Origin of the sequence: Kineococcus mangrovi (assembly GCF_041320705.1) — a bacterium.
GTDB lineage: Bacteria > Actinomycetota > Actinomycetes > Actinomycetales > Kineococcaceae > Kineococcus > Kineococcus mangrovi.
Genome location: NZ_JBGGTQ010000004.1, coordinates 262,906 through 288,027 on the forward strand (window position 1 = coordinate 262,906; position 25,122 = coordinate 288,027).

Annotated in this window: 22 protein-coding genes and 4 tRNA genes; 18 read left to right on the forward strand and 8 right to left on the reverse strand. The window is 72.5% G+C overall.

The annotated features are described in order from the left end of the window. Positions 1 to 104: 104 nt before the first annotated feature. A complete protein-coding gene (locus AB2L28_RS10090) occupies positions 105 to 1,388 on the reverse strand; it encodes a PP2C family protein-serine/threonine phosphatase (RefSeq protein ID WP_370718628.1) in 1,284 nt (427 codons plus the stop codon). 278 nt (positions 1,389 to 1,666) lie between these two features. Here AB2L28_RS10090 and htpX point away from each other — a divergent pair, with 278 nt between their 5' ends. Beyond that, a complete protein-coding gene (htpX, locus tag AB2L28_RS10095; protein WP_370718629.1) occupies positions 1,667 to 2,548 on the forward strand; it encodes a zinc metalloprotease HtpX in 882 nt (293 codons plus the stop codon). Between the two features lie 182 nt (positions 2,549 to 2,730). On the opposite strand, the gene AB2L28_RS10100 is transcribed toward htpX, so the two are convergent. After that, a complete protein-coding gene (locus tag AB2L28_RS10100) occupies positions 2,731 to 3,222 on the reverse strand; it encodes a YajQ family cyclic di-GMP-binding protein (RefSeq protein ID WP_370718630.1) in 492 nt (163 codons plus the stop codon). Between the two features lie 96 nt (positions 3,223 to 3,318). Between AB2L28_RS10100 and AB2L28_RS10105 the strand changes: the two genes are divergently transcribed. From AB2L28_RS10105 to AB2L28_RS10140, 8 genes are all read left to right on the forward strand, one after another. Next, a tRNA-Tyr gene (locus tag AB2L28_RS10105) sits at positions 3,319 to 3,400 on the forward strand. 105 nt (positions 3,401 to 3,505) lie between these two features. After that, positions 3,506 to 3,577: transfer RNA gene (locus AB2L28_RS10110), tRNA-Thr, on the forward strand. 28 nt (positions 3,578 to 3,605) lie between these two features. After that, positions 3,606 to 3,678, forward strand: a tRNA-Met gene (locus AB2L28_RS10115). A gap of 168 nt (positions 3,679 to 3,846) precedes the next feature. Further along, complete coding sequence (gene rpmG, locus AB2L28_RS10120) at positions 3,847 to 4,014, forward strand: 50S ribosomal protein L33 (protein ID WP_012085006.1); 168 nt, start codon at positions 3,847 to 3,849, stop codon at positions 4,012 to 4,014. A 32-nt stretch (positions 4,015 to 4,046) separates the two neighbouring features. After that, complete coding sequence (locus AB2L28_RS10125; protein ID WP_370718631.1) at positions 4,047 to 4,526, forward strand: FAS1-like dehydratase domain-containing protein; 480 nt, start codon at positions 4,047 to 4,049, stop codon at positions 4,524 to 4,526. Then, positions 4,523 to 4,942 (forward strand): MaoC/PaaZ C-terminal domain-containing protein, encoded by a 420-nt coding sequence (locus tag AB2L28_RS10130; RefSeq protein ID WP_370718632.1) that lies wholly within the window; start codon positions 4,523 to 4,525, stop codon positions 4,940 to 4,942. Before AB2L28_RS10125 ends, AB2L28_RS10130 begins: the two co-directional genes overlap by 4 nt. Continuing rightward, positions 4,939 to 6,180, forward strand: coding sequence for an MFS transporter (locus AB2L28_RS10135; protein ID WP_370718633.1), 1,242 nt, complete (start codon positions 4,939 to 4,941; stop codon positions 6,178 to 6,180). The genes AB2L28_RS10130 and AB2L28_RS10135 overlap by 4 nt, the downstream gene beginning before the upstream one ends. Then, positions 6,177 to 7,247, forward strand: coding sequence for a UDP-N-acetylmuramate dehydrogenase (locus tag AB2L28_RS10140; RefSeq protein ID WP_370718634.1), 1,071 nt, complete (start codon positions 6,177 to 6,179; stop codon positions 7,245 to 7,247). The genes AB2L28_RS10135 and AB2L28_RS10140 overlap by 4 nt, the downstream gene beginning before the upstream one ends. Positions 7,248 to 7,253: 6 nt before the next feature. Here AB2L28_RS10140 and AB2L28_RS10145 read toward each other — a convergent pair whose 3' ends face one another. The 6 genes from AB2L28_RS10145 to AB2L28_RS10170 all read right to left on the reverse strand — a co-directional run bounded on the left by AB2L28_RS10145 (position 7,254) and on the right by AB2L28_RS10170 (position 12,953). Beyond that, positions 7,254 to 7,643 (reverse strand): GntR family transcriptional regulator, encoded by a 390-nt coding sequence (locus AB2L28_RS10145; RefSeq protein ID WP_370718635.1) that lies wholly within the window; start codon positions 7,641 to 7,643, stop codon positions 7,254 to 7,256. Further along, entirely contained in the window at positions 7,640 to 8,557 is a 918-nt protein-coding gene (locus AB2L28_RS10150; RefSeq protein ID WP_370718636.1) for a hypothetical protein, read from the reverse strand. The genes AB2L28_RS10145 and AB2L28_RS10150 overlap by 4 nt, the downstream gene beginning before the upstream one ends. A gap of 40 nt (positions 8,558 to 8,597) precedes the next feature. After that, on the reverse strand, positions 8,598 to 9,659 hold the full coding sequence (locus tag AB2L28_RS10155) for an adenosine deaminase (protein WP_370718637.1): 1,062 nt from the start codon (positions 9,657 to 9,659) through the stop codon (positions 8,598 to 8,600). A gap of 132 nt (positions 9,660 to 9,791) precedes the next feature. After that, positions 9,792 to 10,421, reverse strand: a complete 630-nt coding sequence (locus AB2L28_RS10160; protein WP_370718638.1) for a response regulator — start codon at positions 10,419 to 10,421, stop codon at positions 9,792 to 9,794. Then, a complete protein-coding gene (locus tag AB2L28_RS10165; RefSeq protein WP_370718639.1) occupies positions 10,418 to 11,653 on the reverse strand; it encodes a sensor histidine kinase in 1,236 nt (411 codons plus the stop codon). The genes AB2L28_RS10160 and AB2L28_RS10165 overlap by 4 nt, the downstream gene beginning before the upstream one ends. A 46-nt stretch (positions 11,654 to 11,699) precedes the next feature. Beyond that, positions 11,700 to 12,953: a pyridoxal phosphate-dependent aminotransferase gene (locus tag AB2L28_RS10170; protein ID WP_370718640.1), complete on the reverse strand. Its 1,254-nt coding sequence runs from the start codon at positions 12,951 to 12,953 to the stop codon at positions 11,700 to 11,702. A 114-nt stretch (positions 12,954 to 13,067) separates the two neighbouring features. Between AB2L28_RS10170 and AB2L28_RS10175 the strand changes: the two genes are divergently transcribed. From AB2L28_RS10175 to AB2L28_RS10215, 9 genes are all read left to right on the forward strand, one after another. Further along, a tRNA-Trp gene (locus AB2L28_RS10175) sits at positions 13,068 to 13,140 on the forward strand. A gap of 71 nt (positions 13,141 to 13,211) precedes the next feature. Continuing rightward, entirely contained in the window at positions 13,212 to 13,445 is a 234-nt protein-coding gene (gene secE / locus AB2L28_RS10180) for a preprotein translocase subunit SecE (RefSeq protein WP_366172940.1), read from the forward strand. A gap of 65 nt (positions 13,446 to 13,510) precedes the next feature. Continuing rightward, on the forward strand, positions 13,511 to 14,419 hold the full coding sequence (gene nusG / locus AB2L28_RS10185; protein WP_370718641.1) for a transcription termination/antitermination protein NusG: 909 nt from the start codon (positions 13,511 to 13,513) through the stop codon (positions 14,417 to 14,419). 183 nt (positions 14,420 to 14,602) lie between these two features. Further along, a complete protein-coding gene (gene rplK / locus AB2L28_RS10190) occupies positions 14,603 to 15,034 on the forward strand; it encodes a 50S ribosomal protein L11 (protein ID WP_367636821.1) in 432 nt (143 codons plus the stop codon). 77 nt (positions 15,035 to 15,111) lie between these two features. Then, positions 15,112 to 15,828, forward strand: coding sequence for a 50S ribosomal protein L1 (gene rplA / locus AB2L28_RS10195; protein WP_370718642.1), 717 nt, complete (start codon positions 15,112 to 15,114; stop codon positions 15,826 to 15,828). 332 nt (positions 15,829 to 16,160) lie between these two features. Next, positions 16,161 to 16,688 carry a 50S ribosomal protein L10 gene (gene rplJ / locus AB2L28_RS10200; RefSeq protein WP_370718643.1) on the forward strand — a complete coding sequence of 176 codons (528 nt, stop codon included), beginning with the start codon at positions 16,161 to 16,163 and terminating at the stop codon, positions 16,686 to 16,688. A gap of 81 nt (positions 16,689 to 16,769) precedes the next feature. After that, entirely contained in the window at positions 16,770 to 17,156 is a 387-nt protein-coding gene (rplL, locus tag AB2L28_RS10205; RefSeq protein WP_370718644.1) for a 50S ribosomal protein L7/L12, read from the forward strand. Positions 17,157 to 17,545: 389 nt separating this feature from the next. Further along, complete coding sequence (gene rpoB / locus AB2L28_RS10210; protein ID WP_370718645.1) at positions 17,546 to 21,055, forward strand: DNA-directed RNA polymerase subunit beta; 3,510 nt, start codon at positions 17,546 to 17,548, stop codon at positions 21,053 to 21,055. A 115-nt stretch (positions 21,056 to 21,170) separates the two neighbouring features. Further along, a complete protein-coding gene (locus AB2L28_RS10215) occupies positions 21,171 to 25,052 on the forward strand; it encodes a DNA-directed RNA polymerase subunit beta' (RefSeq protein WP_370718646.1) in 3,882 nt (1,293 codons plus the stop codon). The last annotated feature ends 70 nt before the right edge of the window (positions 25,053 to 25,122 follow it).

A 25,122-nucleotide genomic window follows, 5' to 3' on the forward strand; every position in this document is an offset into this window, starting at 1 on the left:
CCACCACCTGTGCTCGACCCGCGGGGCGGGGGAGGGACCGGCCGGGGTCGATGCTCGGTCCTGCGGGCCCTCCTCGCCACCCCGGCCCCGGACGCGACGGGAGGTCAGCCGACGTCGCGCACGGCCAGCACCGCGCAGTCGTCCTCGGAGTTCGCGACGTGCTCGGTGACGAGCTCGTCGAGCAGGGTCTCCAGCGGCGCCGCGCGGGAGCGCTCCAGGCTCGCCCGCAGGACGAGGACGCCCTGCCCGACGTCGCGCCCGCGCCGCTCCACCAGGCCGTCGGTGTAGAGGACGAGCGTCCCCCCGGCGGGCCAGTCGTGGACGTGGTCGTGCCGGGCCCGTTCCGGGGCCACGCCCAGCGGCAGGTCCGGTTCCGCCGCCAGGGCCGTGCTGCCGCCCCGGGCGTCGACGAGCAGCGGCGGCGGGTGCCCGGCGAGCGTCCAGCGCACGACCCGCGGGTGCCCGGGCGGGTCCAGGCGCACGACGGCCAGCGTCGCGAGCGTGGCGTCCCCCAGGACGTCCAGGACGTGGTCCAGCCGCCGGACCAGGGCCGCCGGGTGCTCCTCGGGGCGGTCGACCGCCAGCGCCCGGAACATCGAGCGCACCCGGCCCATCCGGGCGGCGGCCTCGATGTCGTGCCCGGCGACGTCGCCGATGAGCAGGAGCACCCCGCCGTCGGGCAGGGCCATCGCGTCGTACCAGTCCCCGCCGACCTGCTCGTCCGTCGGCGACCACGGCAGGTACCGGCTGGCGAGCTGCAACCCCGGCAGCGCGGGCAGCTCCGGCAGCATCGCGGCCTGCAGCGTGTGGGCCACGTCGCGGCGCTCGCGGTACAGCTGGGCGCGCCGGGCGGCCTGGGCGATCGCGTCGGCCACGGCCGCCACGAGGACGGCCTCCTCCTCGCCCAGGGTCCGCTCGACGTCCCACGCGATCGTCAGCGCGCCGATGCGGAACCCGCCGGCGACCAGCAGGGGCAGCACGACCCCGGAACGCAGGCCCGCGCGCCGGTAGGTGTCGGCGGCGCCGGGGAAGGTCTCCAGCAGGTCGCGCTGGCGGTGGAAGACGAGGGGGCGGCCGGTGCGGGCGACGCGGTGGGCGGGGGAGTCGACGTCGAGCGGCAGCCGCAGCCAGCGCTGCTCGGTGTCGTCGTCGAGCTGACCGAGGGCGGGGGTGGTGAGCCAGGGCCCGTCGATCATCGAGACCGACGTGTAGCTCGCGTCGAGGTCCCGGCGCACGAGGTCGCGCACCGCGAGGGCCACGTCCTCGACGGTGTCGGTGGCGGCCAGCGCGGTCGCCAGGCCCAGCAGGGTCGCGTCGCGACGGCCGGTCGTGGTGCTGGTCGTGGGGGTGGTCGTGGGGGTGGTCGTGCCCGCACTGCTCGCCTCCACGCGCCGCGTCCCCGTCCTGGTGGTTCCCGATGAGTCCCGGGGAGTCCCGGTGAGTCCTGCACGTTGCCTCGACGCCCCCTGGAAGTCACTCACAGTCCTGCCGCGTGACGCAACCACCGCGGGTGGTCCTCCCGACTGGGCCCGGTGTGCCGGTCGTCGTGGGGCGCGCCCGGGTCGCCGCGCCGTCCCGAGGGGCCCGGCACCGGTGGGGGGTGGCGGAACGCGCGGCGGGCGTGCCGCGTTCAGCCTGACGAGACTCACCCGGGGGAAGGGACGGCATGCACCGGCACCACAACGGGGTCAAGACCGCCGTGCTCTTCGGCGCGATCTGGGCCGTGCTGCTGCTCATCGGGGGCCTGCTGGCGTCCTCGTTCCGCGCCCCCGTGATCCTCCTGGTCTTCGTCCTCATCGGCGTCGGGACGTCGGCCTACGGCTACTGGAACTCCGCGACGCTGGCCCTGCGCGCCATGCGGGCACGCCCGGTCTCCGAGGCCGAGCAGCCCGCGATGTACCGGATCGTGCGCGAGTTGTCGACGGCGGCGCGTCAGCCGATGCCCCGGTTGCACGTGTCACCGACCATGGCGCCGAACGCCTTCGCGACGGGACGCAACCCGCAGAACGCGGCCGTGTGCTGCACCGAGGGCATCCTGCAGCTGCTCGACGAGCGCGAGCTGCGGGGGGTCCTCGGCCACGAGCTGATGCACGTCTACAACCGCGACATCCTCACCAGCTCGGTCGCCGGCGCCCTCGCCGGGGTCATCACCTCGATCGCGCAGTTCGGGTTGTTCTTCGGCTCGGTGCTGGGCGGGGGGCGCGACGAGGACCGGCCCAACCCGCTCGCGATGCTGCTGCTCTCCCTCGTGGCCCCGCTGGCCGCGACCGTCATCCAGCTCGCGATCTCCCGCACCCGCGAGTACGACGCGGACGAGGACGGCGCCAAGCTGACGGGGGACCCGCTGGCCCTGGCCTCCGCGCTGCGCAAGCTGGAGATGGGCACCCGTCAGCTGCCGCTGCCGCCCGAGCGCGAGCTCGTGAACTCCAGCCACATGATGATCGCGAACCCGTTCCGCGGGCAGGGGGTCGCCAAGCTCTTCTCCACCCACCCACCCATGGCCGAGCGCATCGCGCGGCTGGAGGCCCTCGCCGGCTACCGGCGCTGAGGGGTCGACCGGCCGGTGGGCCCGACGGCGCCGGGGCGGGGCCGGCGGGGAGGTCCGCACCGGCGCCGCCGCACCCCCGGAGCACCCCGCGAGGACACCGCCGGTCGGTGCCGGCCACCGCCGGGTCGAGCGGGGCTCGCCGGCCCTGACCCGCGGGACCCCCGGGGGGGGTCTCGGTCACCTCAGCGGTAGTTCACGAACTGGAGCGCGACGTCGAGGTCGGCCCCCTTGAGCAGCGCGATGACGTCCTGCAGGTCGTCGCGGCTCTTGGAGCTGACGCGCATCTCCTCGCCGGTGACCTGCGTCTTGACGCCCTTGGGACCCTCGTCGCGGATGATCTTGCCGATCTTCTTCGCGACGTCCTGGGCCAGGCCCTCCTTGAGGGTGGCGGTGATGCGGTGCTCCTTGCCGGACGGGAGCGGCTCGGAGGTGTCGAGCGCCTTGAGGGACACCCCGCGCTTGACGAGCTTGGTCTGCAGCACGTCGAGCACCGCGTTCACGCGGTCCTCGGAGCTGGCGACCATGAGGATCGACTCCCCGCTCCAGCGGACGTCGGCCCCGACGCCCTTGAAGTCGTAGCGCTGGGAGATCTCCTTGGCGGCCTGGTTGAGGGCGTTGTCGACCTCCTGGCGGTCCACCTTGCTGACGACGTCGAACGACGACTCGCTGGGCACGAGGGGGGTCCTCCTGGTGTGGATCGGGATCTCGGTTTCCGAGCAGTGCCTCGGGCTTGCTATCGTCTCACCCGTCACCAGCTCGCTGGTGGCACTGGCGGGTTGCCCGAGCGGCCAAAGGGAGCGGATTGTAAATCCGCCGGCGTAGCCTACGTTGGTTCGAATCCATCACCCGCCACGTCGCGAGTCGCGACCCGGTGCTCCGCGCGGAGCACCGGGTCGTGCCGTGTAAGGTCTTCACCGGCCGCGCACGCGGCAGTACGACCAGCAACATCGCAGCACTGCCCCGATAGCTCAGTGGTAGAGCACTTCCTTGGTAAGGAAGAGGTCTCGAGTTCAATCCTCGATCGGGGCTCGCAGCCGGCGGCCTCCGCCGGACGCACGGCGGGGTAGCTCAGTTGGTAGAGCAAGCGGCTCATAATCGCTGTGTCGCCGGTTCAAGTCCGGCCCTCGCTACAGCGCACGACGCGCCCCGAGCGGTCACCGTCCCGGTGGCCGCTCGTCGCGCGTCCGGGCGTCGTGCGCTCATCGCGTACCCTGGTAGGCAGTTCGGCGGAGCAGTCCTGGACACCGCCCGCAGTTGACGACACGCAGTCGCTACAGACCGAGGAAGAGGCACCCGCCGTGGCCAAGACCACCGACGTCCGCCCGAAGATCACCATGGCTTGCACCGAGTGCAAGGAGCGGAACTACATCACCAAGAAGAACCGCCGGAACGACCCCGACCGTCTCGACCTGGCGAAGTTCTGCCCGCGCTGCGGCAAGAAGACCACGCACCGCGAGACCCGCTGACCCTCTCGTCCCGACCGGGGAGCCGCACCGCCGTGACCGTCACCGTCGACGAGTCCTTCGCGGGGCGCGTCTACCCCTCCACCGGGGCGACCCTGGTGACCGCCGACGCGGTCCGGGCCTTCGCCCGGGCCGTGCGGGCGGCCCACCCCAGCCACCACGACTCGGGCGCGGCCCGTGCGGCCGGCCACGCCGACGTGGTCGCGCCCCCGACGTTCGCCGTCACCCTCGCCCAGGCCGCCGAGCAGCAGTTCGTCGCCGACCCGGCCGCCGGGATCGACTTCTCCCGCGTCGTGCACGGCGAGGAGCAGTTCACCCACCACCGCCCGATCGTCGCCGGTGACGAGGTGGCCGCCGAGCTGCACGTCGACCGCGTCCGCGTCGTGCGCGGCAACGCCATGGTCACCACGCGCGTCGAGCTGACCCTCGCCGACGGCACCCCGCTGACGACGGTCGTCTCGATGCTCGTCGTCCGCGCCCCCGACCCCGCGCCCGCCCCGGAGGAGACCTCGTGAGCGAGGAGCTGAGCGCCGAGGTCGGCACCGAGCTGCCGACCGCCCGCTACGAGCTGTCCCGCGAAGACCTGCGCTCCTACGCCGAGGCCTCGGGCGACCGCAACCCGATCCACCTCGACGAGGCCACCGCGCGCTCGGTCGGGCTGCCCGACGTCATCGCCCACGGGATGCTGACGATGGGCCTGGCGGGCACCGTGGTCGCCGACTGGGTCGGCGACCCCGCGCGCGTGCTGTCCTACGGCACGAAGTTCACCGCGCCCGTCGTCGTCCCCGCCGACGCACCGGCCGTCGTCGAGGTGGCGGGGACGGTCGTCGCGCTCGACGAGGCCGCCGGCACCGCCGAGGTCGACCTCGTCGTCACCAGCGCCGGCGCGAAGGTCCTGACGCGAGCCCGCGCGGTCGTCGCGCTCCGGTGACCACCCCGCCCGTCCCCGCCACCGCGGCGCTGCGGGCGCGGACGGCCGTGTACGCGGCGTTCGTCCTCAACGGCGCCTTCACGTCGGCCTGGGTGTCCCGCATCCCCTCCGTCCGCGACACCCTGGACCTGTCCAACGCCCGGATGAGCCTGCTGCTGCTGGCGCTCTCCCTGGGGTCGGTCACCGCCATGCCGCTGGCCGGGGCCGTCGTCCTGCGCATCGGCCCGGCCCGCACGGTCTTCCTGGGGTCGGTGGCCGTCGCGACCGGCCTGGTCGTCGTGGGGCTGTCCGTCGACGGCCTCGGGCTCGTGGTCCCGGCCGCCGTCGGCCTGTTCGTCGCCGGCGCCGGGACGGCGAGCTGGGACGTCGCCATGAACGTCGAGGGCTCGGCCGTCGAGCGACGGCTCGACCGCGCGATCATGTCCCGCTTCCACGCCGCGTGGAGCCTGGGCACGGTGCTGTCCGCCGGGCTCGCCGTCCTCCTGCTGCGCCTGGGCGTGCCGACCTGGGCGCACCTGGCGGGGTTCGCCGTCCTCGTCGTCACGGGGACGGCGATCGCCACCCGCTCGTTCCTCGTGGGCGCGGCCCCCGCGGCGGGACAGGAGCGCCCCGCGGGCAGCATCACGCTGGGTCAGGCGTGGCGCGAGCCCCGCACCCTCGTCATCGGCGTCCTCGTCCTGTGCATGGCGTTCGTCGAGGGGACCGCCAACGACTGGCTCGCCCTCGGCATCGTCGACGGCCACGAGGCGGCCCACTCCGTCGGCGTCGCGGGCTTCACCGTCTTCGTCGTCGCCATGACGGCTGGTCGCCTCGGTGGCCCCTGGGCGCTGGAGACCTTCGGCCGGGTCCGCGCCCTGCGGTTCAGCGCCGCGGTCGCCGCCGTCGGGATCGGCGCCTTCGTGCTGTCCCCGAACGTGGGTGTGGCGGTGGCGGGCGCCCTGCTGTGGGGGCTCGGCACGGCCCTGGGCTTCCCGACCGGCATGAGCGCGGCCGGTGACCAGGAGGTCAACGCGGCCGTGCGCGTCAGCGTCGTGTCCTCCGTGGGCTACACGGCGTTCCTCGCCGGCCCGCCCCTGCTCGGGCTGCTCGCCGACCACGTCGGCGTCATGACGGCCGTGGTCGCCGCCGCGGTCGCGGCCGTCGTGGGGTCGTTCGTGGCCGGGGCCACCGCCCCGCACGCCGACGGGACGGCCCTCGGATCGGCGCGCCGCCGCCCGGAGGGCAAGCTGTCCTCGTGACCACCACCCTCGCCGACCTCACCACCCTGCGCGTCGGGGGACCGGCCCGGCGCCTCGTCGAGGCGCGCACCGAGGACGAGCTGGTGACCGCGGTCGCCGCGGCCGACGCGGCGGGCGAGCCGCTGCTCCTCGTCGCGGGCGGGTCCAACCTCCTCGTCGCCGACGCCGGGTTCGACGGCACGGTCGTCCACGTCGCCACCGAGGGCGTGCAGGTGGCCTCCGAGGACGCGTGCGGCGGCGGGATCGTCACCGTCGCCGCCGGCCACCGCTTCGACGACTTCGTCGCCACCGCCGTCGAGCGGGGCTGGGCCGGCGTGGAGGCCCTGTCCGGCATCCCCGGCAGCGTCGGCGCCACCCCCGTCCAGAACGTCGGCGCGTACGGCCAGGAGGTCGCCCACACGGTCGAGACCGTCCGCACCTGGGACCGGGTGGAGCGGCGGCGGAAGACCTTCGTGGCCGCCGAGCTGGGCTTCGGCTACCGGACCTCGCTGCTCAAGCGCTCCCGCGTGGCCCTGAACGGCCCGCACCCCGAGAGCCGCTACGTCGTCCTGGCCGTGACGTTCCAGTTCCCGTTGCGCGCCCACGCCTCCGAGGTCCGCTACCCGGAGCTGGCCCGCCGCCTCGGCGTCGCGGTGGGCGACCTGGCCCCCGCCCGCGACGTGCGCCGCGCGGTGCTGGAGCTGCGCGCGGGCAAGGGGATGGTGTGGGACCCGGCCGACCGCAGCGACCACGACACGTGGAGCGCCGGATCCTTCTTCACCAACCCCGTGCTGACCCCCGAGGAGGCCGCGGCGCTCCCCCCCGAGGCGCCGCGGTTCCCCGCCGGGGACGGCCGGGTCAAGACGTCCGCCGCCTGGCTCATCGACCGCGCCGGGTTCGGCAAGGGGTTCGGCGCCCCCGGCCCGGCGACCCTGTCGACGAAGCACACCCTCGCCCTGACCAACCGCGGGTCCGCCACGGCCACCGACCTCCTCGACCTCGCCCGGACCGTGGCCGACGGCGTCGAGAGGGAGTTCGGGGTGCGGCTCGTCAACGAGCCCGTGCTCGTGGGGGCCTCGCTCGACTGACGGGCTTCAGCCGACGGGACGCCGGGACCGTCCCACCGAGTCCAGGGCCGCGCGGACGACGTCGAGCGCCTGGTCGGGGGTCAGTCCCGAGCTGAGCGCCCGCTCGACGAACCCCTCCGCGGCCCACCGCACGTCCTCCTCCACGCTCACCCCGGCCGCGACGACGGTCCCGGTCCGTCGCCGGGAGACCACCGTCCCCGCCAGTTCCAGCTCGCGGTAGGCCCGCTGCACGGTCCCCACCGCGAGTCCGAGGTCCGCCGCGAGCGCGCGCGCCGCGGGCAGCCGGTCGCCCTCGCGCAGCGCACCGGTCGTCACGAGGGTCGTGACCTGCTCGCGCAGCTGCTCGTAGGCGGGGACGGCCGAGGCCGTGTCGACGAGGACCCGCAGCTCGCTCACGAGAGCACGCGCTCGCGCTGAAGGCCACGGGCCGGGACGAGCAGGACGGCGAGGGCCAGGAGCAGCAGCGGGACGCCCGACAGGGCCACGCCCGCCGCGACGGCGTCGAGGGCGGGCGGCAGGCTCGTGGTCCCCGTCACGACCCTTCCGCCCTCCTCGTAGCTCCAGGACCCGCCCGCTCGGTGGGCGGCGGACCCGCCGACGGCGACGAGCGCTGCCGCGGTGGTCAGGACGGCGGCGGTCGTCGCCCGGAGGGCCCGGTGGGCCGCGGCACGGCGCAGCGTGCCGTCGGTCGCCGCGTCGGCCCCCGTGACGGTGGGCCGCTGCGGGACGCGCAGCAGGACGGCGACGGTCAGCGCGACGGCCAGGGCCCCCGCGAGCGCGATCGGGCCCGCGTAGAAGGCTCCGGGGAAGGGGGTGGCGGTTCCGGTGCTCGGGGGGACGGACACGGTGATCCCCCGTCCCGAGTCGTCGGCCAGCACCGTCCCCGCCACGCAGACGGCCCAGAGCAGCCCGCAGGCCCCGGCGAACAGCACGACCATCCCGCGCGGCGCGTCCTGCCGGACGGTGCGCACGGCCAGCCGCGCGGACCGCAGCCGCTGCGCCGGCCGCGGCCAGGTGAGCTCCCCGGCCAGGAGGACCGCCGCGTGCAGGGCGGCCGCGGCCAGCGGGGCCACGGCGACGAGCTGGGTCCGGCGCAGCGACGTCGGCGGCAGCGACAGCCCGGTGACGAGCAGCGCCACGGCGACGGCGAGCGCCGCGCCGGCGACGACCGTCCCGCGGCGCCGGGCACGGACCACGGGCAGGGTGAACTGCGCCGAGGGTGCGTGCCGGACGAGGAGCACGCAGCCCACCACGATCCCGCCGATGAGCAGGAGGGTCAGCGGTAGGGCGACGACGAGCGGTGCGAACACGGCGACCTCCCGGTATCAATGAATCAACTCATTGAGTCAATCACACCGCGACGCCCCGCGTCCCCCGTTCCGCGGACCCGGCGGGCTGCGCGATCCAGTCGTCCACCGTCGCGTGCAGCTCCGCCTTCGTCGCCGCCGGGGCCCGCGAGGCGCTGATCGACGCCTTCGCCAGCCCGGCCAGGCCCTCGTCGTCGAAGCCGTGGTCCTCCCGGGCGCTGCGGTACTGCGCGGCCAGCCGCGGTCCGAACAGCAGCGGGTCGTCCGCGCCCAGGGCGATGATCGCGCCCGCGGACACCAACTGCCGCAACGGGACCCGCGGCAGGTCGGGGTAGACGCCGAGCGAGACGTTGCTCGTCGGGCAGACCTCCAGCGCGATGCCCGCGTGGACCAGCCGCTCCAGCAGTCGCGGGTCCTCGCCGCTGCGCACCCCGTGCCCGAGCCGGTCCGGGCGCAGGGCCCGCAGCGTCGCCTCGACGTGCTGCGCGCCGAGCAGCTCACCGGAGTGCGGCACGCACGCCAGCCCCGCGGCCCGGGCGATGTCGAAGGCCCCGGCGAACTCGGCCGTGTCCCCGCGCCGTTCGTCGTTGGACAGGCCGAAGCCGACGACCGTGCCGGGGCCGTCCCCGGCGTACCTGGCCGCCAGCCGGGCGAGGGTCCGCGCGTCGAGGGGGTGCCGGATCCGGCTGGCCGCCACGACGACCGCCACCTGCGTCCCCGTGAGGGCCGTGGCGTCGCGCGCGGCCTGCAGGACGATCTCCAGGGCCGGGGTGATGCCGCCGACGTGCACGGCGTAGGAGGTGGGGTCGACCTGCAGCTCCAGCCACCGCGACCCCTCCGCCGCGTCGTCGGCGGCCGCCTCCAGGACGATGCGCCGCATGTCGTCGGCCGTGCGCACGCAGGCGCGCGCGGCGTCGTAGAGCCGCTGGAACCGGAACCACCCGCGGGCGTCGGGGGACAGGGTGATCATGGCCTGCGAGCTCAGCGTCGCGGGGAGCCGGGTGCCGTGCCGCTGCGCGAGCTCGAGCAGGGTCGAGGTCCGCATCGACCCGGTGAAGTGCAGGTGCAGGTGGGCCTTGGGGAGGGTCTCGACCGCGCGCGTCACGCTCCGTGAGTCTGCCAGCACGCCCGGCTCCGCGCGGGGCCGGAGGGGCCTGGTGGAACGCCTCGGTGGCCCCGTGGGGTCGATGATCGGCCGCGTGGGGCCACCGAGGTCGACCCCGCGCCCCTGCGCGCATCACGCGGGGGGCGAGAGCAGCCCCCGCTGCAACGCCACGGTCACCGCGTGCGTCCGGTCGTCCACGCCGAGCTTGGCGAACACCCGCAGCAGGTGCGTCTTGACCGTCGCCTCGGCGATGAACAGCTCCCGGCCGATCTCGGCGTTCGTGGCCCCGCGGGCGACGGCGCTCAGCACGTCCAGCTCCCGCCGGGTGAGCGTCTCCTGCACCGGCGCCCGCAGGCGCGCCATGAGCCGGGCGGCCACCGGGGGCGCCAGGACCGTCTCACCCCGCGCGGCCGCCCGCACCGAGTCCACGAGCTCCACGAGCGGGGTGTCCTTGAGCAGGTACCCCGTGGCGCCCGCCTCGACGGCGCGCACGATGTCGGCGTCCGTCTCGTACGTGGTGAGCACCAGCACGTGCACGCAGGGGTGCTCGGCCCGGATCCGTTCCGTCGTGCTCGCCCCGTCCAGCCCCGGCATCCGCAGGTCCATGAGGACGACGTCGGGCCGCAGCGAGGCGACGAGCTCCACGGCCTCCAGCCCGTCCCCGGCGCTGCCCACGACCTCCAGGTCACCCGCGGTCGCCAGGAGCGCCTCGATGCCGCCGCGGACGACGGGGTGGTCGTCGACGACGAGGACGCGGATCACCCGGCACCACCACCGAGGTGGTCGACGGGTCCCGTGGGCACCGCGATCCGCACGCGGGTCCCCGCGCCCGGTTCCCCGGCCACGTCGAGCACCCCGCCGACCTCCTCGACGCGCCGGCGCATCCCCGTCAACCCGAAGCCGGTGCTGCCGGCCAGGTCGGCGGGGACGAGGCCCACGCCGTCGTCCCGGACCTCCAGCGCCGCGGTCCCCTCGGCGCCCGAGAGCACCACCTGGGCCCGGACCGCCCCCGCGTGCTTGCGCACGTTCGCGAGCGCCTCCTGCGCCGCCCGCAGCAGCACGACCTGCTGGGCCCGGGGCAGCGAGCGGGGGTCCTGGCCCGTCACGACGACCTCGACGCGCACCCCGCTCTCGCGCGAGACCCGTTCGGCGAGGCGCCGCAGCGCCTCCGCGAGCGTGCCGGCGTCCTCCAGCCCGACGGGGCTCATCGCGGCGACGAGGGTCCGCGCCTCGGTGAGCCCGGACCGGGCCGCGTCCTCGATGAGGCCGAGCGAGCGCCGGGCCGGTTCCTCGCGCGCCACCGCCCGGGCCGACCGCGCGAGCAGGAGGATGCCCGTGAACCCCTGCGCCAGGGTGTCGTGGATGTCGGCGGCCATCCGCGCGCGCTCCGCCGCCGCTCCCGCGTCGTGGTGCGCCGCAGCGAGTTCGGCCCGGGTGTCCTCCAGCTCGGCGATGAGCTCGGCGCGGTCGGCGCTCTGCTCGACCACGAACGAGATCCACACGCCGAGCACGCACGTGAACCCGACGGACACGAGCATCGACACCGCGATGTCCATCGTGCCCACCGTCGGCCCGTACCCGGCGGCCATCCCGACCAGGCCCGCCAGCGCGGTCGCCACCGTCCACAGCACGCCCTCGCGGCGGGTGTCGGTGAGGAACCACGTCTGCGGGAAGGCGATGAAGAGCAGGAAGTTCAGCTGGGGGTCCGCCGCGTAGGCCGCGCAGCACCCCGCGACCGCGACGGCAAGGTAGGCCCGGGCCCGCCAGTCCCGCCGGCGGGCGCCGGGGACCCCCAGCGCCGCGTACGCGACGGCGACGGCGCCGACGGCCAGGGCCGCCGCGCCCCGGTCGGGGTCGCGCGAGGCGAGGAGGACGGCCGCGGCGATGACGACGAACAGGGCGAACGCCCCGTGCCACCCCGGCACGCTGCGCACCCACCAGGACCCCGCGCCCCGCGGGTCCGTCTTCGACCAGCGCTCCCGGGGTGTCGGCACGGTCCCCATGGTGCCGCCTGCGCGTGCGCGACCGGCCGACGCCGGGTCAGCGCACCTCGGCCAGCAGCCGCTGGACCCGTTCGACGCCTGCGACGAGGTCGGCGTCGGCCAGCGCGTAGGACAGGCGCAGGAACCCGCCGGGTCCGAACGCCTCGCCCGGGACGACCGCGACCTCGGCCTCGGTGAGGATCAGCTCGGCCAGCCGCGCCGAGGACGTGATCTCGTGCCCCCGCAACGACTTCCCGATGAGCCCCTCGACGCTGGGGTACGCGTAGAACGCGCCCTGCGGCAGCGGGCACCGGACCCCCTCGATCGCGTCGAGCATCGAGACCATCGTCCGGCGACGGCGGTCGAAGGCCTCCCGCATCTGCGCGACGGCCGTCAGGTCGCCCGTGAGGGCCCGCACGGCCGCCCGCTGGGACACGTTGGCGACGTTGGACGACAGGTGCGACTGCAGGTTGCCCGCGGCCCCGACGACGTCGGCCGGCGCGATCATCCAGCCCACCCGCCAGCCCGTCATGGCGTAGGTCTTCGCGACGCCGTTGAGCACGATCGTCGTGTCGGCGAGCTCGGGGACCTCCACGGGCATCGACGCGGCGCGCACGCCGTCGTAGACGAGGTGCTCGTAGATCTCGTCGGTGACGACCCAGACGCCGTGCTCGAGCGCCCAGTGGCCGATCGCCCGGACCTCCTCGGGCGCGTAGACGGCGCCCGTGGGGTTGGACGGGGAGCAGAACAGCAGCGCCTTGGTGCGCGGGGTCCGCGCCGCCTCCAGCTGGTCGACGGTCACCTTGTAGCCCGCGTCGAGACCCGCGAACACCTCGACCGCCACCCCGCCGGCCAGCCGGGCCGCCTCGGGGTACGTGGTCCAGTACGGCGCCGGCAGCAGCAGCTCGTCGCCGGGGTCCAGGATCGCCGCGAACGCCTCGTACACGGCCTGCTTGCCGCCGTTGGTCACGAGGACCTGACCGGGGGAGACCTCGTACCCGGAGTCGCGCAGCGTCTTCGCCGCGATCGCCTCCTTGAGCGCGGGCAGCCCCCCGGCGGGCGTGTACCGGTGGTTGGCGGGGTCCTGGCAGGCCGCGACGGCCGCGTCCACGACGGCCTGCGGGGTGGGGAAGTCCGGCTCGCCGGCGCCGAAGCCGATGACCGGCCGGCCCGCGGCCTTCAGCGCCTTCGCCTTGGCGTCCACCGCGAGGGTCGCGGACTCCGCGATGCCGCCGACGCGGGCCGAGACCCGGGTCCGGGCCTGCTCGGGGGCGGTGGGCTGGGGACTCGTCTGCGCGGTCACGCGGCTCATCCTCCCACCCCCGCCGGGGGACGGTTCGACTCGCGGGGCCGCCGTCACCTATGGTGGTCACGGCGGTCCCCGTACCGCTGCGGTGGAGCACGCCTCACGGCGGGCGATCCGCGAAGGGCAGTGGCGCAATTGGTAGCGCACCGGTCTCCAAAACCGGCGGTTGTGGGTTCGAGTCCCTCCTGCCCTGCGAGCACCACCCGTGGGCCGGTCTCCCGGCCCACGTTCCCAGGAGGCGAGCACAGGAGCGGGGCAGCCGACGTGAGCCAGACGACGAAGGCCGTGGCCGAGCCCGGCGAGTCCAAGCGGCGCACCGGTCTCCTCCTGTTCCTGCGGCAGGTCGTCGAGGAGCTGCGCAAGGTCGTCTGGCCGAGCCGCCGGGACCTGTTGAGCTACACGGGCGTCGTCCTCGTCTTCGTCGTGGTGATGATGCTCTTCGTCTCCTTGCTGGACTACGGCATCGGCAAGCTCATCCTGCTGGTGTTCGGGTCCTGACGAACGTCGGCGCGTCCCCGCCCGGGGCGCGTGAGTCCCGAACCCCGAAGGAAGCAGGTCAGCACGTGTCGGAGCAGTGGGGTCGTCCCTCGGACGACGACCGGTCGGACGAGCAGTTCGACGCGACCCAGTCCTACGACGCCGAGGACGTCCGCGACGACGTCGAGGCGGACGTCGAAGCCGACGACGAGCAGTCCGCTGACACCCCCGCGGCCCCCGTGGGCGACGCCCTCGGCGCACCCGAGGCCGAGCTCGACGGCGCCGGGACGGGCGACCTGGGCGCCGGGTCCGACGACGTCCTGGCCGGGGGCGGCGCGGACGAGGGGGCCGGTGAGGCGCTCGACACCGGTGAGGGCGAGGTCGACGAGGCCGAGGAGTTCCGCAAGAAGCTGCGGCGCATGCCCGGCGAGTGGTTCGTCATCCACTCCTACGCCGGCTACGAGAACCGCGTGAAGACCAACCTCGAGACGCGCATGACGTCCCTCAACATGGAGGACTACATCTTCCAGGTCGAGGTGCCCATGGAGGAGGTCGTCGAGGTCAAGAACGGCCAGCGCAAGAACGTGCGCCGCGTGCGGATCCCCGGGTACGTCCTCGTCCGCATGGACCTGACGGACGAGTCGTGGGGCGCCGTCCGGCACACCCCGGGCGTCACCGGCTTCGTCGGCAACACCCACCAGCCCGTGCCGCTGTCGCAGGACGAGATCTTCTCGATGCTCGCCCCAAGCATGACGCCCAAGCCGCAGGCGGGGGAGAAGCCCTCGACCGGCGGTGGCACCGCCACCGCGACGCCGGCCAAGGTGGTCGACTTCGAGGTCGGGGAGTCCGTCACGGTCATGGAGGGTCCCTTCGAGACCCTCCCGGCGACGGTCTCGGAGATCTCCGCCGACCGCCAGAAGCTCACCGTGCTGGTCTCGATCTTCGGCCGTGAGACGCCCGTCGAGCTCAACTTCAACCAGGTCGCCAAGATCTGACGCGCTCCAGCACGAGCGAACCCCCTGTCCCGCACCGGGTCGGGGGGTTCGCTCTTCTCCGGGCCCGCGCGCGGTCCAGAGCCCGGGCGCGGCCGTCGTAGACTGGACGGCGGCCTCCAACCGCTCGTCGCCCGATCCGCGGGCACCGAAGGGCCGTTCACGCATCCGAGGAAGGGATCGCTCATGCCCCCCAAGAAGAAGGTCGCCGGGCTCATCAAGCTCCAGATCAAGGCCGGCCAGGCGACCCCGGCCCCGCCGATCGGCCCCGCGCTCGGTCAGCACGGCGTGAACATCATGGAGTTCTGCAAGGCGTACAACGCCCAGACCGAGGCCCAGCGCGGCAACGTCATCCCGGTCGAGATCACGGTCTACGAGGACCGCTCGTTCACCTTCATCACCAAGACCCCGCCGGCCGCCGAGCTCATCAAGAAGGCCGCCGGCGTCGACAAGGGGTCGGGCGAGCCGCACGTGAAGAAGGTCGCCAACCTCACCCAGGCCCAGGTGCGCGAGATCGCGGAGCAGAAGCTCCAGGACCTCAACGCCAAGGACGTGGACATGGCCGCGCGCATCATCGCCGGCACCGCCCGCTCCATGGGCATCACCGTCTCCGACTGAGCACCCGCTCGGCCGGTCCCAGTGGCAGGGCCCGCGCGGCCCGTCCGACCACGACCTCCCGCAACGAAGGAGCAGCAGTGAAGCGCAGCAAGGCCTACCGCGCCGCCGTCGAGAAGATCGACGGCGACGAGCTCTACGCCCCCCTCGACGCCGTGAAGCTGGCGCGCGAGACCTCCACCGTGAAGTACGACGCGACCGTCGAGGTCGCGTTCCGCCTCGGGGTGGACCCGCGCAAGGCCGACCAGATGGTCCGCGGCACCGTCAACCTGCCGCACGGCACCGGCAAGACCGCCCGCGTGCTGGTCTTCGCCGTCGGTGACCGCGCCGCGCAGGCCGAGGCCGCCGGCGCCGACGTCGTCGGTGGCGACGAGCTCATCGACGAGGTGGCCAAGGGCCGCCTCGACTTCGACGCCGCCGTCGCGACGCCGGACCTCATGGGCAAGGTCGGCCGTCTGGGCAAGGTGCTGGGCCCCCGCGGCCTCATGCCGAACCCGAAGACCGGCACCGTGACCATGGACGTGGCCAAGGCCGTCACGGAGATCAAGGGCGGGAAGATCGAGTTCCGCACCGACAAGCACGCCAACCTGCACTTCATCATCGGCAAGGCGTCCTTCGACGACACCCAGCTCGTCGAGAACTACTCCGCCGCGCTCGACGAGGTGCTGCGCCTGAAGCCGTCGTCCTCCAAGGGTCGTTACCTGCGCAAGGCGACGATCACGACGACGATGGGCCCCGGCATCCCCGTGGACCCGGCCCTCACCCGCAACCTGACGGGCGAGGCCACCTCCGCCTGAGACCGGGCGGCACGACCCGCACCACCCGCAGGGGCGGGATCCCGACAGGGGTCCCGCCCCTGCGGCGTCCCGTCTCCCGTGGACCCGGCGGGCCTCGCGCTCGTGGTCGGGACCACCCCGCGGCGGCGTGTACGCTGGTGGGGTACCGAAGACCGCCGGTCGCCGCCTCCTCCGGGGAGCGGCCGAAGGCCCCGTGCACACGGGCGACCTGCGCAGGTGAGCAAGAGCTTCGAGAGTTCCGACCTTCGACGCCCCGTGCCGCGCCTGCGCCGGGGCGTTTCGTGCGTCCAGGGCCCGACCGGCTCCCCCGAGACGAAGGAAGGAGGGCACCCGTGCCGAAGCCCAGGAACATCGCGGCCGTGAAGGAGATCACGGCCCTGTTCGAGGCGTCCAACGCCGCCGTGCTCACCGAGTACCGGGGGTTGTCCGTCGCGCAGATCACCAACCTGCGCCGGGCGCTGGGTCCTGACACGACCTACGCGGTCCTCAAGAACACGCTGACCAGCATCGCCGCGAAGGAAGCCGGCGTCACGGCTTTCGAGGGGCAGCTGTCCGGCCCCTCCGCGATCGCCTTCATCACCGGTGACCCGGTGGAGGCGGCCAAGGGTCTGCGTGACTTCGCGAGGGCCAACCCCCAGCTGATCGTCAAGAGCGGCATGCTCGACGGTCGCGCCATCAGCGCCGCTGAGGTCACGGCCCTGGCCGACCTGGAGAGCCGCGAGGTCCTCCTGGCCAAGGTCGCCGGTGTCCTCAAGGCGTCCCAGTCCAAGGCCGCGTCGCTGTTCCAGGCGCCGCTGTCGAAGACCGTCCGCACCGTGGAAGCGTTGCGGGAGAAGCAGGCCGGTTCCGAAGCCGCCTGAGCGCGGCCGCGGAGCACGACCACACCACCCGCCCGCAGGCGCACACCTGCGGATCACCCCAGCACAGGAAGGACCGCCACCATGGCGAAGCTCAGCACCGAAGAGCTCATCGACGCGTTCAAGGAGCTCACCCTCATCGAGCTCTCCGAGTTCGTGAAGCAGTTCGAGGAGACCTTCGACGTCACCGCCGCCGCCCCCGTGGCGATCGCGGGCCCGGGCGGCGGCGGTGGCCCCGTCGCCGAGCCCGAGGACGAGAAGGACGAGTTCGACGTCATCCTCGCCGCCGCCGGTGACAAGAAGATCGGCGTCATCAAGGAGGTCCGCGCGCTGACCTCCCTCGGCCTCAAGGAGGCCAAGGACCTCGTCGACGGTGCCCCCAAGCCCATCCTCGAGAAGGTCAACAAGGACACCGCCGAGAAGGCGAAGGCGCAGCTCGAGGGCGCCGGCGCCACCGTCGAGCTCAAGTGATGCCCGCCCCGGTCTGACCGGGGCGCACCACGCCGCGAGGGCGGCCGGACGACTCGTCCGGCCGCCCTCGTGCGTTCCCGGCCGCTCCCGGGGGAGCGGCGTCCGGGTGACGTCCCGTCCACACCCCGGGGAGTCGCCTTGACGCGACCGGCACGGCGGAGCATCCTCGTCACCGGTCGTCCCTGATCCTGGCACCGCAACGACACCGACGTCGTGGGTTCGCCAGGGGTCCGGCCCGGTTCACCGCGAGCCGGGGTTGGACTTGCGCGCCTGCGCACGCTATGGTGCTGTTTTGCGCTGCCCAAAGTCATATGGCCGGTCGTCGCCGTGGGAACGACCGAGTGGGGCGGGGAGCGCGCAACGTTCGCAGGCCCGTGGAAGGACCCCTCTTGGCTGCCTCGCGTCCAGCGTCCGCACCGAACAGCACCGGCACCACCGTCGTCGGCAACCAGTCGCCGCGCACCGTCTCCGGACGGTACTCCTTCGGCAAGATCCACGAACCGCTTGAGGTCCCCGACCTCCTGGCGCTGCAGACCGACAGCTTCGACTGGCTGCTCGGCAACAAGCGCTGGCAGGACCGGGTGGAGGCGTCCACCAACGGTGGCCTCGCCGTCCCGACGACCTCCGGTCTGGAGGAGATCTTCGAGGAGATCTCGCCGATCGAGGACTTCTCCGGCTCCATGTCGCTGTCGTTCCGCGACCACCGGTTCGAGCCGCCGAAGTACTCGCTCGACGACTGCAAGGAGCGCGACCTCACCTACGCCGCCCCGCTGTTCGTCACGGCGGAGTTCATCAACGGCAACACCGGCGAGATCAAGTCCCAGACGGTCTTCATGGGCGACTTCCCGCTCATGACCGACCGCGGGACCTTCGTCATCAACGGCACCGAGCGCGTCGTGGTGTCGCAGCTCGTCCGCTCGCCCGGCATCTACTTCGAGCGCGTCCCGGACAAGACGTCCGACCGCGACACCTGGACGGCGAAGATCATCCCGTCCCGCGGTGCCTGGCTCGAGTTCGAGATCGACAAGCGCGACACCGTCGGCGTCCGCGTCGACCGCAAGCGCAAGCAGTCCGTCACGGTCCTCATGAAGGCCCTGGGCTGGAGCGAGTCCCAGATCCGCGAGGAGTTCGCCGACTACGAGTCGATGATCTCCACGCTGGAGAAGGACCACACCTCCGGCGTCGAGGACGCGCTGCTCGACATCTACCGCAAGCTGCGCCCGGGCGAGCCGCCGACGCAGGAGGCCGCGCGCAACCTGCTCGACAACCTCTACTTCAACCCCAAGCGCTACGACCTCGCCAAGGTCGGTCGCTACAAGGTGAACAAGAAGCTGGGCATGGAGGAGCCGCTGAGCTCCAGCGTGCTCTCGGTCGACGACATCGTGCGCACCATCAAGTTCCTCGTGAAGCTGCACGCCGGCGAGGTCTCGATGCCGGGTGTGCGGGGCGGGCAGCCGGTCGACGTCCGCGTCGAGGTCGACGACATCGACCACTTCGGCAACCGCCGCCTGCGCAGCGTCGGCGAGCTCATCCAGAACCAGGTCCGCACGGGCCTGTCCCGGATGGAGCGCGTCGTGCGCGAGCGCATGACCACGCAGGACGTCGAGGCCATCACGCCCCAGACGCTCATCAACATCCGTCCCGTCGTGGCCTCCATCAAGGAGTTCTTCGGGACGAGCCAGCTGTCGCAGTTCATGGACCAGACCAACCCGCTCGCGGGTCTGACCCACAAGCGCCGCCTGTCCGCGCTGGGTCCGGGCGGTCTGTCCCGCGAGCGCGCCGGCATGGAGGTCCGCGACGTCCACCCGTCGCACTACGGCCGCATGTGCCCGATCGAGACCCCCGAGGGCCCGAACATCGGTCTCATCGGGTCGCTGTCCTCCTACGGGCGCATCAACCCGTTCGGCTTCATCGAGACGCCGTACCGCAAGATCGTCGACGGCAAGGTCTCCGACGACGTCGACTACCTGACGGCGGACGAGGAGGACTCCTTCGTCATCGCCCAGGCGAACGCGCCGCTGAACGCGGACGGCTCCTTCGCCGAGGCCCGCGTCCTGGTGCGCGCCAAGGGTGGTGAGACGGAGTTCGTCCCGAACTCCGACGTCGACTACATGGACGTCGCCGCCCGGCAGATGGTCTCCGTGGCGACCGCGATGATCCCGTTCCTCGAGCACGACGACGCGAACCGCGCGCTGATGGGCGCGAACATGCAGCGCCAGGCGGTGCCGCTGGTCAAGACCGAGGCCCCGCTCGTCGGCACCGGCATGGAGTTCCGTGCCGCCGTCGACGCCGGTGACGTCGTCGTCGCGACCAAGGCCGGTGTCGCCACCGAGGTGTCGGCCGACCTCATCACCGTGTCCAACGACGACGGCTCCACGACCAGCTACAAGGTCGCGAAGTTCCGCCGCTCCAACCACGGCACCGCGTACAACCAGCAGGTCGTCGTCGAGGAGGGCGCCCGCGTCGAGGTCGGCACCGTCCTCGCCGACGGTCCGTCCACCGACGGTGGCGAGATGGCCCTGGGCCGCAACCTCATGGTCGCGTTCATGCCGTGGGAGGGCCACAACTACGAGGACGCGATCATCCTGTCGCAGCGCCTCGTGCAGGACGACGTCCTGTCCTCGATCCACATCGAGGAGCACGAGGTCGACGCCCGCGACACCAAGCTGGGCCCCGAGGAGATCACGCGGGACATCCCGAACGTGGCCGAGGAGGTGCTGGCCGACCTCGACGAGCGCGGGATCATCCGCATCGGCGCCGAGGTCCGCGACGGCGACCTGCTCGTCGGCAAGGTCACGCCCAAGGGCGAGACCGAGCTGACCCCGGAGGAGCGCCTGCTGCGCGCCATCTTCGGCGAGAAGGCCCGCGAGGTCCGCGACACCTCCCTCAAGGTCCCCCACGGCGAGACCGGCACCGTCATCGGCGTCAAGGTCTTCGACCGCGACGAGGGCGACGAGCTGCCCCCGGGCGTGAACCAGCTGGTGCGCGTCTACGTGGCCAACAAGCGCAAGATCACCGACGGTGACAAGCTCGCCGGCCGCCACGGCAACAAGGGCGTCATCTCCAAGATCCTGCCCGTGGAGGACATGCCGTTCCTCGAGGACGGCACCCCGGTCGACGTCATCCTCAACCCCCTCGGCGTGCCGAGCCGGATGAACGTCGGTCAGGTCCTGGAGCTGCACCTGGGCTGGATCGCCAGCCGCGGCTGGGAGATCGAGGGCCAGCCGGACTGGGCCGAGCTCATCCCCGAGGAGATCCGGTCGGCCCCGGCCGGTTCCCGCATCGCGACGCCCGTCTTCGACGGTGCCCGCGAGGAGGAGATCACCGGGCTGCTGAGCTCCACGCTCAAGACGCGCGACGGCGACCGCCTCGTCCAGGGCGACGGCAAGGCGCGGCTGTTCGACGGCCGCTCCGGGGAGCCGTTCCCGGACCCGGTCTCGGTCGGCTACATGTACATCCTGAAGCTGCACCACCTGGTCGACGACAAGATCCACGCCCGCTCGACCGGTCCGTACTCGATGATCACCCAGCAGCCGCTCGGTGGTAAGGCGCAGTTCGGTGGTCAGCGCTTCGGCGAGATGGAGGTCTGGGCCCTGGAGGCCTACGGCGCCGCCTACGCCCTGCAGGAGCTGCTCACGATCAAGTCCGACGACGTCCTGGGCCGCGTGAAGGTCTACGAGGCCATCGTCAAGGGCGAGAACATCCCCGAGCCGGGCATCCCCGAGTCCTTCAAGGTGCTCATCAAGGAGATGCAGTCGCTGTGCCTGAACGTGGAGGTCCTCTCCTCGGACGGCATGGCGATCGAGATGCGCGACAGCGACGAGGACGTCTTCCGGGCGGCCGAGGAGCTGGGCATCGACCTGGCGCGGCGCGAGCCGAGCAGCGTCGAAGAGGTCTGACGGAGGAGCGGGTGGGGGAGCGCCCCCACCCGCCCCCGGCCGGACAACGGAGCCCCCCACCGGGGGTTCCTCGGATCAGTCAGACCTCGGAAGAACCTAGAGAAAGAAGATCACGTTGCTCGACGTCAACTTCTTCGACGAGCTGCGCATCGGGCTGGCCACCGCGGACGACATCCGCACGTGGTCGCACGGTGAGGTCAAGAAGCCGGAGACCATCAACTACCGCACCCTGAAGCCGGAGAAGGACGGGCTCTTCTGCGAGAAGATCTTCGGTCCCACCCGGGACTGGGAGTGCTACTGCGGCAAGTACAAGCGCGTCCGCTTCAAGGGCATCATCTGCGAGCGCTGCGGTGTCGAGGTCACGCGGGCCAAGGTCCGTCGTGAGCGCATGGGGCACATCGAGCTCGCCGCCCCCGTCACGCACATCTGGTACTTCAAGGGCGTCCCGAGCCGGCTGGGCTACCTGCTCGACCTGGCCCCCAAGGACCTCGAGAAGGTCATCTACTTCGCCGCCTACATGATCACGTGGGTCGACGACGAGGGTCGCCAGCGCGACTTCTCCTCGCTCGAGGCCCAGATCGAGGTCGAGAAGCGCGAGGTCGAGAACCGTCGCGACGCCGACGTCGACGCTCGCGCCAAGACGCTCGAGACCGACCTGGCCGAGCTCGAGGCCGAGGGCGCGAAGTCGGACGTGCGCCGCAAGGTGCGCGAGTCCGCCGAGCGCGAGATGGCCCAGATCCGCCGTCGCGCCGACACCGAGATCGACCGCCTGACGACGATCTGGGACCGCTTCCGCACGCTCAAGGTCCAGGACCTCGAGGGTGACGAGGTGCTCTACCGCGCGATGCGCGAGCGCTTCGGCATGTACTTCGAGGGCGGCATGGGCGCGGCGGCGCTGCAGAAGCGCCTCCAGAGCTTCGACCTGGAGGCCGAGGCCGAGTCCCTGCGCGAGACCATCGCGACGGGCAAGGGCCAGCGCAAGACGCGTGCCCTCAAGCGCCTCAAGGTCGTCTCGGCGTTCCTCACCACGCGCAACTCGCCCGACGGCATGGTCCTGGACTGCGTCCCGGTCATCCCGCCGGACCTGCGCCCGATGGTGCAGCTCGACGGCGGCCGCTTCGCGACGTCCGACCTCAACGACCTGTACCGCCGCGTCATCAACCGCAACAACCGGTTGAAGCGCCTCCTGGACCTCGGGGCTCCCGAGATCATCGTGAACAACGAGAAGCGCATGCTGCAGGAGGCCGTCGACGCGCTGTTCGACAACGGCCGTCGCGGCCGGCCGGTGACGGGTCCGGGCAACCGCCCGCTGAAGTCGCTGTCCGACATGCTCAAGGGCAAGCAGGGCCGGTTCCGCCAGAACCTGCTCGGCAAGCGCGTCGACTACTCGGGCCGTTCGGTCATCGTCGTCGGCCCGCAGTTGAAGCTGCACCAGTGCGGTCTGCCCAAGCAGATGGCCCTGGAGCTCTTCAAGCCCTTCGTCATGAAGCGGCTCGTGGACCTGTCGCACGCGCAGAACATCAAGTCGGCCAAGCGCATGGTCGAGCGCGCCCGCCCGGTGGTCTGGGACGTCCTGTCCGAGGTCATCACCGAGCACCCCGTGCTGCTCAACCGCGCGCCCACCCTGCACCGCCTCGGCATCCAGGCCTTCGAGCCCCAGCTGGTCGAGGGCAAGGCCATCCAGATCCACCCGCTCGTCTGCACCGCGTTCAACGCGGACTTCGACGGCGACCAGATGGCCGTGCACGTGCCGCTGAGCGCGGAGGCGCAGGCCGAGGCCCGCATCCTCATGCTGTCCTCGAACAACATCCTCAAGCCGGCGGACGGCCGTCCGGTGACCATGCCCACCCAGGACATGATCATCGGGCTGTACCACCTGACCGCCGACCGGGACGACGTCGAGGGCGTCGGCCGCGTGTTCTCCTCGCTCGCCGAGGCGATCATGGCGTTCGACGCGCAGCAGCTGCACCTCAACGCCAAGGTGCGCATCCGCCTGCAGGGCGTCGTGCCGGCCGAGGGCTGGACGGTGCCCGAGGACTGGACGGCCGGGGAGGACCTGACCGTCGAGACGACGCTGGGTCGCGCGCTCTTCAACGAGACGCTGCCGCTGGACTTCCGGTACGTGAACACGGCCGTGGACAAGAAGCACCTGTCCGCGATCGTCAACGAGCTGGCCGAGAAGTACCCCAAGGTCCAGGTCGCGGCCGCGCTGGACGCCCTGAAGGAGGCCGGCTTCCGCTGGGCCACCCGCTCGGGCACCACCGTGTCCATCGCCGACGTCGTGGCGCCGCCGAACAAGCTGGCGATCCTCGAGACCTACGAGGCCAAGGCCGAGAAGGTCCAGCAGCAGTACGAACGTGGTCTGATCACCGACGACGAGCGCCGCCAGGAGCTCATCGAGATCTGGACGCAGGCCACGAACGACGTCGCCAAGGACCTCGAGCAGGCCATGCCGCAGCACAACACGATCCACCGCATGGTGAGCTCGGGTGCGCGAGGCAACTGGATGCAGATGCGTCAGCTCGCCGGGATGCGCGGCCTCATGGCCAACCCGAAGGGCGAGATCATCCCGCGTCCGGTCAAGGCCTCGTTCCGCGAGGGCCTGACCGTGGGTGAGTTCTTCATCACCACGCACGGCGCCCGCAAGGGGCTGGCGGACACCGCGCTGCGGACCGCCGACTCCGGGTACCTCACCCGTCGTCTCGTGGACGTCTCGCAGGACGTCATCGTGCGCGAGGAGGACTGCGGCACCGTCCGCGGCCTGTCGATGCCGATCGCGGAGAAGGGTGCCGACGGCACCCTGCGCCGCCACGACGACGTCGAGACGAGCGTCTACGCCCGCACGCTGGCGACGGACGTCCTCGCGGGCGGCGAGGTCGTGCTCGCGGCCGGGGCGGACCTCGGGGACGTCGTCATCGACGCCCTCGTCGCCCAGGGCGTGGAGTCGGTCAAGGTGCGCTCGGTGCTGACCTGCGAGTCCCGCGTCGGGACCTGCGCGCACTGCTACGGCCGCTCGCTGGCGTCGGGCAAGCTCGTCGACATCGGTGAGGCCGTCGGGATCGTCGCCGCGCAGTCGATCGGTGAGCCCGGCACCCAGCTGACGATGCGCACCTTCCACACCGGTGGTGCCGCGTCCGAGTCCGGTGACATCACGCACGGTCTGCCGCGCGTGGTCGAGCTGTTCGAGGCCCGCACCCCGAAGGGGAACGCGCCGATCTCCGAGGTCGCGGGCCGTGCCCGGATCGAGGAGACCGACAAGGGCCGCAAGATCGTCGTCACCCCCGACGACGGCGCCGAGGAGGTCGAGTACCCCGTCACGCGTCGTCAGCGCCTCCTCGTCGAGGACGGCACGCACGTCGAGGTCGGGCAGAAGCTCGTCCAGGGTGCGGTCGACCCGAAGCAGGTGCTGCGGATCCTCGGTCCGCGCCGGGTGCAGATGCACCTGGTCGACGAGGTGCAGGAGGTCTACCGCTCCCAGGGCGTGTCGATCCACGACAAGCACATCGAGGTCATCGTCCGCCAGATGCTCAAGCGGGTGACGATCATCGAGCAGAACGGCTCCGAGCTGCTGCCCGGGGAACTCGTCGAGCGCGCGCGCTTCGAGGAGGAGAACCGCCGGGTCATGGCCGAGGGCGGTCAGCCGTCCTCCGGCCGCCCGGAGCTCATGGGGATCACGAAGGCGTCGCTCGCGACCGACTCGTGGCTGTCCGCCGCCTCCTTCCAGGAGACGACCCGCGTCCTGACCAACGCGGCCATGGAGGGCAAGAGCGACCCCCTGCTCGGGCTCAAGGAGAACGTCATCATCGGCAAGCTCATCCCGGCCGGCACGGGGCTGCCCCGCTACCGCAACATCCGGGTCGAGCCGACCGAGGAGGCCAAGGCGCAGATGTACTCGGTGCCCGGCTACGACGACGTCGACTACGCGCAGTTCGGCGTGGGCTCCGGCCAGGCCGTGCCGCTGGAGGAGTTCGACTACGGCAGCAGCGACTACCGCTGACGCCGGTCCGGGCCGCCCCCTCCTCCCTCGCCGGGGGAGGGGGCGGCCCCCTCGCGGGCCCTCACCGCCG